This is a genomic window from uncultured Aquimarina sp., assembly GCF_947496855.1.
Lineage (GTDB): Bacteria > Bacteroidota > Bacteroidia > Flavobacteriales > Flavobacteriaceae > Aquimarina.
Genome location: NZ_CANMED010000007.1, coordinates 137,111 through 149,512, shown reverse-complemented (window position 1 = coordinate 149,512; position 12,402 = coordinate 137,111). Strand labels below are relative to the sequence as shown.

The 12,402-nt window shown below is 35.0% G+C and carries 10 protein-coding genes; all 10 read left to right on the top strand.

The window, feature by feature from the left end; all coding sequences use genetic code 11:
• Window positions 1–17: 17 nt before the first annotated feature.
• The 10 genes from Q0921_RS20230 (at window position 18) to Q0921_RS20185 (ending at window position 12,369) form a co-directional block, all read left to right on the top strand.
• Window positions 18–578, top strand: a complete 561-nt coding sequence (locus Q0921_RS20230; protein WP_299260118.1) for a hypothetical protein — start codon at window positions 18–20, stop codon at window positions 576–578.
• Window positions 579–620: 42 nt separating this feature from the next.
• Window positions 621–1,832, top strand: a complete 1,212-nt coding sequence (locus Q0921_RS20225; protein WP_299260116.1) for a 3-oxoadipyl-CoA thiolase — start codon at window positions 621–623, stop codon at window positions 1,830–1,832.
• Window positions 1,833–1,835: 3 nt separating this feature from the next.
• Window positions 1,836–4,334, top strand: a complete 2,499-nt coding sequence (gene paaZ, locus Q0921_RS20220; RefSeq protein ID WP_299260114.1) for a phenylacetic acid degradation bifunctional protein PaaZ — start codon at window positions 1,836–1,838, stop codon at window positions 4,332–4,334.
• 22 nt (window positions 4,335–4,356) lie between these two features.
• Complete coding sequence (locus tag Q0921_RS20215) at window positions 4,357–5,109, top strand: enoyl-CoA hydratase/isomerase family protein (protein WP_299260112.1); 753 nt, start codon at window positions 4,357–4,359, stop codon at window positions 5,107–5,109.
• A gap of 52 nt (window positions 5,110–5,161) precedes the next feature.
• On the top strand, window positions 5,162–5,758 hold the full coding sequence (locus Q0921_RS20210; protein ID WP_299260110.1) for a transferase hexapeptide repeat family protein: 597 nt from the start codon (window positions 5,162–5,164) through the stop codon (window positions 5,756–5,758).
• 3 nt (window positions 5,759–5,761) lie between these two features.
• Window positions 5,762–6,553, top strand: coding sequence for a DUF3050 domain-containing protein (locus Q0921_RS20205; RefSeq protein WP_299260108.1), 792 nt, complete (start codon window positions 5,762–5,764; stop codon window positions 6,551–6,553).
• Window positions 6,554–6,656: 103 nt separating this feature from the next.
• A complete protein-coding gene (locus tag Q0921_RS20200; RefSeq protein ID WP_299260106.1) occupies window positions 6,657–7,973 on the top strand; it encodes a dihydrolipoamide acetyltransferase family protein in 1,317 nt (438 codons plus the stop codon).
• Between the two features lie 147 nt (window positions 7,974–8,120).
• Window positions 8,121–9,194 (top strand): branched-chain amino acid aminotransferase, encoded by a 1,074-nt coding sequence (locus Q0921_RS20195; RefSeq protein ID WP_299260105.1) that lies wholly within the window; start codon window positions 8,121–8,123, stop codon window positions 9,192–9,194.
• A gap of 70 nt (window positions 9,195–9,264) precedes the next feature.
• Window positions 9,265–11,325, top strand: a complete 2,061-nt coding sequence (locus tag Q0921_RS20190; protein WP_299260104.1) for a thiamine pyrophosphate-dependent enzyme — start codon at window positions 9,265–9,267, stop codon at window positions 11,323–11,325.
• A gap of 615 nt (window positions 11,326–11,940) precedes the next feature.
• Window positions 11,941–12,369 (top strand): lipocalin family protein, encoded by a 429-nt coding sequence (locus tag Q0921_RS20185; RefSeq protein WP_299260103.1) that lies wholly within the window; start codon window positions 11,941–11,943, stop codon window positions 12,367–12,369.
• Window positions 12,370–12,402 lie beyond the last annotated feature (33 nt).

Below are 12,402 nucleotides of genomic sequence, written 5' to 3'. Positions count from 1 at the left end.
CTAACAAGCATAAACTGATGAGAGTATTTTTAATAGCAATACTATTTTTATCAATTATTTCCTGCGGAAAAGATACCAAATCAAAAACAGAAACTCTTCCAGGCACCGAACCGATAAAATTAGAGACAGCTAAGGAAAAAATTGGTTTTACCCCAGAAGAATTAGAAACAGGACTTAATGAAGTGTTTAATGATAATATCGAGATGGAAGTCGACGAAACTGTTTTCGTAGTGGATAATGCAATTAATAAGGAAAATGAGGAAAGGACTGCTGGGATTATGAAAATGTTGGCCTCAGATTCATATGAATCATTTAAAAAACAAGCAGAAGAAAAACCAAAAGTTCAGGACGGAATAACAACCTTAAAATTAGAAGAAATAGAACTTCAAGGTAAAAAAGTTTTGATGGAAAAATTACTTAAAATAAGTGAAACTGGAGATAGAATAATAATGATGATGCATGCCTTTCCTGCTGGAGATAAAACAATTATGATATCTTCTTATTTTTTAGAAAAAGAAGCGTCCAAATATCTGCCGATAATTGAAAAATCAGTAGTAACGGCAAAACTGAAAGAATAAAATAGGAATTAAAGTACTAAAATCAGATACGCGTATACCAAGATGAAAGAAGCATATATAATAGACGGAATAAGAACTCCAATAGGAAGCTATAAAGGAACTTTATCCACTGTAAGAACAGATGATTTAGGAGCCTTAGTGATCAGGGAATTAGTAGAGAAAAACCCAAATATTCCCAAAGAAGATTATGATGATGTGATAATGGGATGCGCAAATCAAGCAGGAGAAGATAATCGTAATATAGCAAGAATGTCCTTGTTATTAGCAGGTTTGCCATTTACTGTTCCTGGCGAAACAATTAATCGTTTGTGTAGCTCTGGTTTGTCGGCAATTGTGCAAGCTAATCGTGCGATTAAAGCAGGAGATGGAGATCTTTTTATATCCGGTGGAGTAGAGAATATGACGAGGGGCCCATATGTAGTTGCAAAACCATCTTCAGCTTTCGGAAATGATTCCAAGATGTATGATTCTAGTTTTGGATGGCGTTTTGTAAATAAAAAAATGCACGAGTTATATGGAACTGATGGAATGGGAACTACTGCAGAGAATTTGGTAGAGAAATATAAAATATCTAGAGAGGATCAAGATGCTTTTGCATATTGGAGCCAGATGAAAGCTACTAAAGCTCAGGAATCAGGAAGACTTGCGAAAGAAATTACTACTGTCGAGATTCCACAAAGAAAAAAAGATCCGATTAAATTTTCTCATGATGAATTTATCAAACCAACTACTACTAAAGAAATATTAGGCAAATTACGTCCAGCTTTCAAAAAAGAAGGAAGCGTAACTGCAGGTAATGCATCTGGACTAAATGATGGGGCTGCGGCAACAATAATAGCTTCTGAGGATGCTGTTAAGAAATATAAACTTAATACAATAGCTAGAATTGTAAGTTCGGCAGTTGTGGGAGTAGAACCTAGAATAATGGGAATAGGGCCTGTTCAGGCTTCTAATAAAGCGTTAGAAAAAGCAGGCATCACCATGGATGATATTGATGTAATTGAATTAAATGAAGCATTTGCTTCTCAAGCCTTAGCATGTATAAGAGAATGGGGGTTAAAGGATAACGATCCTAGAATTAATCCAAATGGTGGATCCATTGCAATTGGACATCCATTAGGAGTAACTGGAACCAGAATTGCATACTCAGCTGCACTAGAATTACAACAACAAAATAAACGATATGCTTTGATCACAATGTGTGTAGGTGTGGGGCAAGGATATGCTTGTGTAATAGAAAACACGAATCTGTAATTTATGAAAACACTAGAAAGCTATATAAATGGAAAATGGGCAACCGGTTCAGGAGATGGATTAGTAATGCACGATGCCGTTACAGGAGATTCTATTGGATTAGCAACAACCGAAGGATTGGATATTCCTGAAGTTTTGCACTATGGTAGGACGAAAGGTGGAGAGGTATTAAGAAAAATGACTTTTCAAGAAAGAGGGAATATGCTGAAGACATTAGCACTATATCTAACTAAAAGAAAAGAACAGTTCTATGAATTGAGTTACCGATCTGGAGCAACACGTGTAGATAGCTGGATTGATATAGAAGGAGGTTTTGGAAATCTTTTTGCCAATGCATCCTTACGTAAATTATTTCCGAATCAATCCTATCATGTAGAAGGAGATCCTATTGATTTGTCGAGAGGAGGAAGATTTATGGCACACCATATATTAGTTCCAAAACGAGGAGTAGCAGTTCATATAAATGCCTTTAATTTCCCAATTTGGGGAATGTTAGAAAAATGTGCTGTTAATTGGATGGCAGGAATGCCAGCAGTAGTATTGCCAGCTCCGCAAACAGCATACTTAACAGAGGCAGTAGTAAGGGTCATTATAGATTCAGGTATTATTCCTGAAGGATCATTACAGTTATTAAGCGGTATGACAAAGAATATCCTAGATACAGTAGAGTCTCAGGATGTAGTAACTTTTACAGGTTCGGCACATACAGGAAGAATATTAAAAGCACATCCAAGATTGATAGAAGAATCTGTGCCGTTTACCATGGAAGCAGATTCATTAAATGCTTCAATTTTAGGTAAGGATGCAGTACCGGGGACACCAGAATTTGATTTGTTTATCAAAGAAGTTCGAAAAGAAATGACTGTAAAGTCTGGTCAGAAATGTACAGCCATTCGTAGAATTATAGTGCCAGCAGCTGTAGTCGAAGATGTGCAAATAGCGTTGGGTAAACAACTTGATAAAGTAAGTATTGGAGATCCAAGGCTAAAAGAAGTTAGAATGGGATCGTTGGCTAGTAGACAGCAAGTAGAAAGTTTTAGAAACAACGTTTCAGAAATTGCCAAAACAGCACAAATTGTATATGGTAATTTAGATAAAATAGAGACCGTTGGAGCAGATGCTCAAAAAGGAGCTTTTGTATCTCCAATGTTATTGAGAGAAGACAATCCTTTTACAAATACAAATGTTCATAATATTGAAGCTTTTGGACCGGTAGCAACCATTATGCCTTATGAGAGTTTGGATGATGCAATTACTTTATCTCAGATGGGTAAAGGATCTTTAGTATCCTCAATATTTACATATGACGATCAGATTGCTAAAGAATATGTAGTAGAGGCAGCTTCTCATCATGGACGGATTTTGATTGGTAATAGAGAAAATGCTAAACAAAGTACAGGACATGGTTCGCCATTACCAATGCTTACACATGGAGGGCCAGGAAGAGCTGGAGGAGGAGAAGAAATGGGAGGCATGCGAGGAATTAAGCACTATATGCAGCGTTGTGCAATACAAGGAACACCAACAACCTTAACTGAAGTTACTGGAATTTATCAAGCAAATTCAAAATATAAAGAGTCAGATAAACATCCATTCGCATATTATTGGGAAGACATTGAGCCAGGAATTTCTCTTAGAACTCATAAGAGAACAGTAACAGATACAGATATTATAAACTTTGGAAATCTGACATGGGATCATTTTTATGCTCATACAGATATTACTTCTTTAGAAGGAAGTATTTTCGAAAAACGTACTGCTCATGGATATTTCATTCTTGCGGCGGCTGCAGGATTGTTCGTATATCCTAATAAAGGCCCAGTAACAGCTAATTATGGATTAGAAGAATGTCGATTCTTACGTCCAATTTATCATAATGACACTGTTTACGTACGATTGACCTGTAAACAAAAAATAGATCGTGACCATCGTGGTAAAGAATTACCTAGTGGTATTGTAAAATGGTTTGTAGAGGTGTTTGATCAAGAAGATGAATTAACAGCTATCGCTACAATTTTAACAATGGTACAAAAGAAATCACCATTTATACAAGTAAATCGATCAAATATTGAAGGATATTTAGCAAAGTTAACTGCAGAGGATAAGCCCAAGTGGGGAATGATGACTCCGCAGCATATGATAGAACACGTAGAGAAAACGATTAGGATTGGTGCTGGAGAAATTCAGGATTTTGAGATTGCTACACCAGAAAAGTATTTAGAAAAAGTACAAGAGATGGTGTATAATCATAAACCAATGCCTAAGGGGCATAAACACCCTTTAATGAAAGAAGGAGTATTAGAAGAGTTGGTTCATGAAGATTTGACAACAGCCCAAATAAAGTTGCTAGAAGCGATGGATGAATTTGAAGCTTATTTCAAAGAAAACCCAGATGCAATTACAAAAAATGCAGTTTTTGGAGAGATGAATAAGTTTGAATGGGAATTATTGAATGTAAAGCATTTGAATCACCACCTTTCACAGTTTGGATTATTAGATTAATTGAATAAAATTAGAGTTTAAATTGACACAACCGTACGTAAACATAACAACAGAAAACGGAGTAGGAACTATAGAGTTCTTCCATCCAGCACATAACTCATTACCAGGAGATATTCTAGCCAAGTTGGCCCAAACAATTACTGATGCAGGAAGCAATGATGAAATTAAGGTAATAGTACTTAAAAGTGGAGGAGCTAGAACTTTTTGTGCAGGTGCAAGTTTTAAGGAATTGATAAATATTAATGATGCAGAAAAAGGGAAAGTGTTTTTTTCTGGTTTTGCAAATGTGATTAATGCTATGCGTACATGTCCAAAATTTATTATCGGACGAGTACAAGGTAAAACTGTTGGAGGAGGAGTTGGAGTTGCGTCTGCTACAGATTATTGCATGGCTACAAAATACGCTTCTATCAAGTTAAGTGAACTAAATGTTGGAATAGGACCTTTTGTAGTTGGGCCAGCGGTAGAACGTAAAATAGGATTGTCGGCAATGACGCAAATTGCTATTGATGCCAATTCATTTTATGATGCAGAATGGGCAAGGGATAAAGGATTATTCACGAAGGTTTTTGAAGATACAGAAACATTAGATGCAGAAGTAAAATCATTTGCAGAACATTTATGTACTTACAATCCTGAAGCAATGCGTGATATGAAGAAAGCTTTTTGGGAAGGAACAGAACATTGGGATACAATGTTAGCAGATAGAGCGGTAATAAGCGGACGATTGGTATTATCTGATTTTACCAAAGAAACATTGAAACGATTTAAGTAAAAGAACTTTTGTCATTCCAGTGCGAACTGGAATCCATAAAATAGATTATAAAATGATTTACAGCTTTAAGGGATATATACCAGTAGTGCATGAAAGTAGTTTCGTACATCCGTTAGCAGCTGTAACTGGTAATGTAATTATTGGTAAGAATTGTTACATCGGTCCAGGAGCCGCTATACGTGGAGATTGGGGTGAGATTATTATTGAAGATGGGGTGAATGTTCAAGAGAATTGTACAGTACATATGTTTCCGGGGAAATCAATACGATTAAAAGAAAGCGCTCATGTAGGCCACGGAGCTGTGATTCACGGAGCTAACTTAGGTAGTAATTGCTTAATTGGAATGAATACGGTAATTATGGATGATGCAGAAATTGGTGATGAATGTATTGTAGGAGCAATGTCTTTTATAAAGGCGAAATCTATTTTTGATAAAAGAAGCTTAATTGTAGGGAATCCTGCTAAAGTCATTAAAGAAGTGAGTGATGAAATGATTGCTTGGAAAACAAAGGGAACTTCTTTATATCAGCAGTTACCATCAGATTGTTTTGAATCATTAATAGAGGTAGAACCATTAAGAGCCATTCCTAAAGATAGACCAACACAAGAAACGTTTTATAAAACTTTAGAAGAATTTAGAAATAAGTAATAAATGATGAATATAGAAGATATCATAAACGAATTAAAACCAATTAGGCAAAGTGTTTTAAAGAGTACTTTATATGATGAAATTCATACGATTGATGATATTCGAATATTCACAGAATATCATGTATTCGCAGTATGGGACTTTATGTCATTATTAAAAAGCTTACAATTACAACTTACTACAGTAGCTATTCCATGGATTCCTTCTAAGAACCTAACCGTAAGAAGATTTGTGAATGAGATTGTATTTGGTGAAGAAAGCGATATAGATAAAGATGGAAATCCTATGAGCCATTATGAAATGTATCTAGAAGCAATGCAACAGATACAGGCAGATATAACTCCTATAACCAAGTTTGTCAACTTAATAAAGTCTGGAGAAACAGTTGAAAATGCTATGAATACATTACAAGTAGCTAAATCGATTAAAGATTTTGTTAATTTTACTTTTGAAGTTATAGAAACTCAAAAACCTCATATTATTGCTGGGGTCTTTACTTTTGGGAGAGAAGATTTGATTCCAGATCTCTTTATGAATATCGTTAAAAAGGTAGGGAATAACAGCAATTTATCTCTGGATAAATTTGTTTACTATTTAGAAAGACATATAGAATTGGATGGAGATGATCACGGCCCATTGAGTCTTAAGATGGTATCACAATTGTGCGGGGATGATATAATAAAATGGAAAGAGGTAATGGTGTATAGTAAGATAGCATTACAAAAAAGGATGTTCCTTTGGGAGTCTGTTAGTAATGAGTTGACTAAGCGTAAATTAGATAAAAAAATAAACTAAAGTTTATTTTTAATTTAAAAACTAACAAACATTAGTTCGTTGAAAACAGTAGAATTATAATTATAAAAGTTAAACGTAATTCTGAATTCATAATTATTAAAAAATGTCAAGAGTAGAATTAAAAATGCCCAAAATGGGTGAAAGTATATCCGAAGCAACCATTCTTAATTGGTTAAAGAATGTAGGTGATACTGTAGAAGAGGATGAAACTATTCTTGAGGTAGCTACAGATAAGGTAGATTCTGAAGTACCTTCTCCTTGTAACGGGACAATTACGGAGCTACTTTATAACCCTAATGATGTTGTTAAGGTTGGGCGAATTATAGCAATCATTAGTGCAAGTCAGGATCAGAACTTAGAAGATAAAAACTCAGAATTAGAGAATAACAAATCTTCTGATGCTAATTCGCTCAGAAAGTCCAAGCCATCTGTTTTGACAGTTCCGAAGACAGTGAGTAAATCTGAGTTTAAGATTCAAAATACCGGTGACAATGACGGTTTTCTTTCTCCGCTAGTTATCAGTATAGCTCAAAAAGAAAACTTGACAATAGAAGAAGTTCAGCGTATTGCTGGTACCGGAGATGGTGGTCGTATTCGTAAGAGTGATGTAATGCTATATCTTAAAAACAGAGAATATCCATTACCTAGTAAACCTCAACCTATTACCCCGAAACCGTCATATAATCCACCGCCAATTTCGTACGTAGAAGGAAAAGATCGTATCGTAGAAATGGATCGTATGAGGACTATGATTGCAGATCATATGGTGTATTCTAAACATACATCACCTCATGTAACAAGTTATATAGAGGTAGATGTAACTAATATGGTGAATTGGAGAAATGAAGTCAAGTTGGAGTTTTTAGAAAAACATGGAGAGAAATTAACGTTTACTCCAATTTTTGTGGAAGCAGTGGCCAAGGCAATTCAAGAGTACCCAATGATTAATGTTTCTGTAGATGGCAAGAAAATTATAGCTCATAAAGATATCAATGTAGGTATGGCAACAGCATTACCTAGCGGAAACTTGATTGTTCCTGTAGTTAGAAATGCTGATGAAAAAAACTTATTAGGTTTAGCTAAAAATGTAAATCATTTAGCAAATAACGCAAGAAACAATGCTTTAAAACCTGATGAAATAGGAGGGAGCACATTTACTATCTCTAATGTAGGAACTTTTGGTAGTTTAATGGGGACTCCAATAATTAATCAACCAGAAGTGGCGATACTAGCATTGGGAATTATTAAGAAAAGGCCAGAAGTAATCACTACAGAGAAAGGAGACGAAATTGCGATTAGAAGTATGATGTATTTATCGTTGTCATTTGATCATAGAGTGGTAGATGGATTTTTAGGAGGTTCGTTCTTACGTAAAGTAGGAGATGAACTTGAAGCTTTTGACATAAATAGAGAAATATAATAAATGCGCAAGGGATAGTAGTGGCATCCTTTTTTACGTCAGTTCGAGTGTCCCGAACTTGTTTCGGGATGTATCGAGAACAAGTAAAAAAGATATAGCGAATAGCCCGATCTACCTCAAGGTATGATGCGCCCAAAATAAATAAAAATGGAACAACAAATCAAAATTACGAGAACCTCAAACTCAAAACTAAAGGATATAGATTTTGATAATATTCCTTTGGGAACAACTTTTACAGATCATATGTTTATCTGTGAATATAAAAATGGAACCTGGAACAATCCTAGAATTGAACCAATGGAACTAATCCCAACACATCCTGCGGCAATGGCACTTCATTATGGCCAAGCGATTTTTGAAGGAATGAAAGCAACTGTAGGAAAAGAGAATACACCATTACTATTTAGACCTGAAGAAAATGCAAAACGTTTTAACCATAGCGCAGCTAGATTAGGGATGCCTTCTGTTCCAGTAGATCTATTCGTAGAAGCAGTAAAACAAATAGTAGGAGTAGAACATAGTTGGATTCCTCCTCAAGATGGAAGCGCATTGTATCTCAGACCGTTTATGTATGCAGATGAACCTTTTATAGGTATGCGTGCAGCTACGAGTTATAAATTTATTGTGATCTGTTCTCCTGCCGGACCATTTTTTACTAAAAAAATTCGATTGTATGCGGAAACTGAGTACATAAGAGCAGCAGATGGAGGTACAGGAGAAGCAAAAGCAGCTGGAAATTATGCAGCGGCAATTCTCCCAACTGAAAAAGCAAAAGCAAAAGGATATGATCAGGTATTATGGTTAGATGCAAATGAGCATAAGTATATTCAGGAAGTGGGTACGATGAATATATTTTTCAAAATAAACGGTAAATTCATAACACCGTCAACAAATGGTTCTATTCTTAAAGGTATTACTCGAGATAGTGTGATTTCTTTATTAAAGGATAAGGGGTTTGAGGTAGAAGAACGTCCGATTACAATTGATGAGTTAATTGCATATGACAAAGAAGGGAAATTAGAAGAGGCATTTGGTACAGGAACTGCAGTTGCTATTGCTATGATAGAAGCGATAGGGTATAAAGATAAAGTGATTACTTTGTCTGATAATAATCCTGTAAGTCAAGATGTGAAAAGCACACTTGATGGTATCAAGACTCAAAAAATAGAAGATAAATTCGATTGGATAATACCTGTTTCGGTGGAGGAGAAAGTAGGGTAGGTATTACTATTAGAATTCAGAATTACGAATAATCGTAATTCATAAATCGTACATCAAAAATTAAAGAGAGATGTTAGCTGAAAAAACAATAGCAAAACAAGTTCTGAAAAAGGCATTTAGTACGCTATGTACTGCTAAAAGCATGACAGAACTATATGAAGAAAATTTTAAGACAGTTTCAAAATACGTTCATGCAACATCCAGAGGGCACGAGGCTATTCAGATTGCAGTAGCTATGCAATTACTACCTCAGGATTATGCTTTTCCTTATTATAGAGATGATTCGATGTTGTTAGGAATTGGAATGAGACCCTATGATTTGATGTTGCAATTGTTGGCTAAAAAAGAAGATCCTTTTTCTGGAGGGAGAACCTATTATTCCCACCCTAGCCTTAAAGATGATGACAAACCTAAAATTCCACACCAATCCTCTGCAACAGGTATGCAGGCAATTCCTTCCACTGGTGTAGCGTTAGGAATGCAGTATAAAGAATTGGTTGGTTTAGATGGGAATCTTAGCAAGAAACCTCTTGTCGTATGTTCATTGGGAGATGCCTCGGTAACAGAAGGGGAAATAGCAGAAGCTTTTCAGATGGCAGCTTTAAAGCAGTTGCCAATATTGTATTTAGTACAAGATAACGGTTGGGATATTTCTGCGAATGAAGCTGAAACAAGAGCGCAAAATGCCTATGAGTATGCAGCAGGATTTCACGGATTAGAGGCAATTACAATTGACGGAGCTAATTTTACAGAAAGTTATTTAGCAGTAGAAGAAGCGATTCGAGTTATAAGAGAAGAAAGAAGACCGATATTGGTTCACGCTAAAGTTCCGTTACTAAATCATCACACATCAGGAGTGAGAATGGAATGGTATCGTGATGATTTAGAAGAAGCAAGATCAAGAGATCCATATCCTGTATTAAGAAATCAACTGCTAGAAGCTGGTTTTAATGAGGATGAGGTAAATTCCATAGAAGCAGAAGCAAAAGAAACTGTAGCAAAAGATCTTCAGGAAGCGATGAAAGCTGAAGATCCTAAACCGGAAGATTTGTTTACTCATGATTTTGCTCCAACACCAGTTACCGAGGAAAAAGGAGAACGAGCTCCTTCTGATAAGGATGAGGTAGTAATGGTAGATTGCGCGTTATTTGCAGTTGAAGAATTAATGCGAAAACATAAAGAGTGCTTACTATATGGTCAGGACGTTGGAGGACGATTAGGAGGAGTGTTTAGAGAAGCAGCTACATTGGCACAAAAATTTGGTGATGAGCGTGTTTTTAACACACCAATACAAGAAGCATTTATTGTTGGATCGACTGTTGGAATGTCTGCTGTTGGTTTAAAACCTATTGTAGAAGTACAGTTTGCAGATTATATATGGCCAGGATTAAATCAACTGTTTACAGAAGTAAGTAGATCTTGTTATTTATCTAATGGGAAATGGCCGGTTTCAATGATATTAAGAGTACCAATTGGAGCGTACGGTAGTGGAGGTCCTTATCATTCATCTTCTGTTGAATCTATTGTTACAAATATAAGAGGAATTAAAATTGCTTATCCTAGTAATGGAGCTGATCTAAAAGGATTGATGAAAGCTGCGTATTATGATCCTAACCCAGTAGTAATTCTAGAGCATAAAGGATTGTATTGGTCTAAAGTAAAAGGAACTGACGCAGCTAGAACTATTGAACCATCAGAAGATTATATATTACCTTTTGGGAAAGCCAATATTGTACAACAAATATGGCCAAAGGATGAGGAAGAGACAATGACTGTAGTAACATATGGAATGGGAGTGCATTGGGCTTTAAATGCAACAAAAGACCTGAATGATGTTATAGAGATTATAGATTTAAGAACACTATATCCATTAGATGAGAAAGCTATTATGGAATCTGTGAAAAAGACTAAGAAGTGTTTAGTAGTAACCGAAGAACCCACGAATAATTCTTTTGCCAGAGCGTTATCAGGAAAAATTCAGGAAGAATGTTTCCGTTATTTAGATGCTCCGGTAATGACAATTGGTTCAGAGAATATGCCGGCTATTCCTCTAAATAGTACATTAGAACAAACGATGATTCCTTCTACAGAAAAAGTAAAAGAAAAGATAGACGAGTTATTGAAATATTAAAAAATGTAAATAAATTCGTATTAGCCTCATTTGTTACGAAACAAGTGAGGCTATATTTTTTGATTAAAATACTATAAGTAAGTTTTTACTTACATATAGTATTAATTAAGTAGTTTTTATGTGTTTAAATACGTTTTATTAAGATAAAAAGCATAAAAATTTTGGTAAATTGAAAAATAGTGCTATCTTTACACCAGAGTTAATGAGTTAGCGCTTTCATTTCCCCAAAGATGAAAGTATTTATAAAAAGTGAGTTTTAATTTTAGAATAAGCCCCTAAATTAAGATGATTTGTGTGAAGAAAAAGAGCGTGGAGACGCTCTTTTTTGTTTTCAATAAATTCCAATATGGATAGCTAATTAATAGCTTTCCTATTCCAATTTCTTATGTTATTTTTTAATAAGTATAGTCACTTTCGGATAGCATTCCTTAGGTTTTAGTTATTTAGAAATCTAGAATCAATATTTTTTAATATCTAGAAGTGTAACTCATTGTTAAACAGTAGTTTGATTTATTTTTCATTTATTAAGGATAGTTTTTTTGAAAAAATAGTAGGGTGTTTTTATGCTAGTATGTTTTAGTATCGTAAAAATTTAAAAACATAAAAAAAGCAATCATGAAAAAAATCATTTTATTATTAGCCATTTCAATTTCAGCTTGTATAACTTCTTGTAAGTCCGATGATGATGGAGCAGGACCTATGGAAACACAAGATAAATTTATTGGAGTTTGGAAAATAACTCAGGAATTTGAAGATGGAGTAGAAGAAACAGTAGATGCCTGCGAGTTGTTAGATGTATTAACAGTAACAGCTGATCAAAATTTTACTACAACAGCCCACGTTATGGAAAACGGATCTTGTGTAATGATAGATGACCCTTTCCAAGGAACTTGGGAAAATTTAGGCGATAATGTATACAAAATTACACCAGATAGAGATCAAGCTGAAGCTATAGAAGCTACAATTACTTTTTCGGGTAATACGATGACAACAGTAATTAATGACGAAGATGGTGAGTTTAAACAGGTATTAACCAGAATTTAATGTATGATTACATAGGAACAAAACTTTATTTCA

Coding starts and splice junctions, on each gene's coding strand:
- Q0921_RS20230 (WP_299260118.1), top strand. CDS start 18: ATGAGAGTATTTTTAATAGCAATACTATTTTTATCAATTATTTCCTGC.
- Q0921_RS20225 (WP_299260116.1), top strand. CDS start 621: ATGAAAGAAGCATATATAATAGACGGAATAAGAACTCCAATAGGAAGC.
- paaZ (WP_299260114.1), top strand. CDS start 1,836: ATGAAAACACTAGAAAGCTATATAAATGGAAAATGGGCAACCGGTTCA.
- Q0921_RS20210 (WP_299260110.1), top strand. CDS start 5,162: ATGATTTACAGCTTTAAGGGATATATACCAGTAGTGCATGAAAGTAGT.
- Q0921_RS20205 (WP_299260108.1), top strand. CDS start 5,762: ATGATGAATATAGAAGATATCATAAACGAATTAAAACCAATTAGGCAA.
- Q0921_RS20200 (WP_299260106.1), top strand. CDS start 6,657: ATGTCAAGAGTAGAATTAAAAATGCCCAAAATGGGTGAAAGTATATCC.
- Q0921_RS20195 (WP_299260105.1), top strand. CDS start 8,121: ATGGAACAACAAATCAAAATTACGAGAACCTCAAACTCAAAACTAAAG.
- Q0921_RS20190 (WP_299260104.1), top strand. CDS start 9,265: ATGTTAGCTGAAAAAACAATAGCAAAACAAGTTCTGAAAAAGGCATTT.
- Q0921_RS20185 (WP_299260103.1), top strand. CDS start 11,941: ATGAAAAAAATCATTTTATTATTAGCCATTTCAATTTCAGCTTGTATA.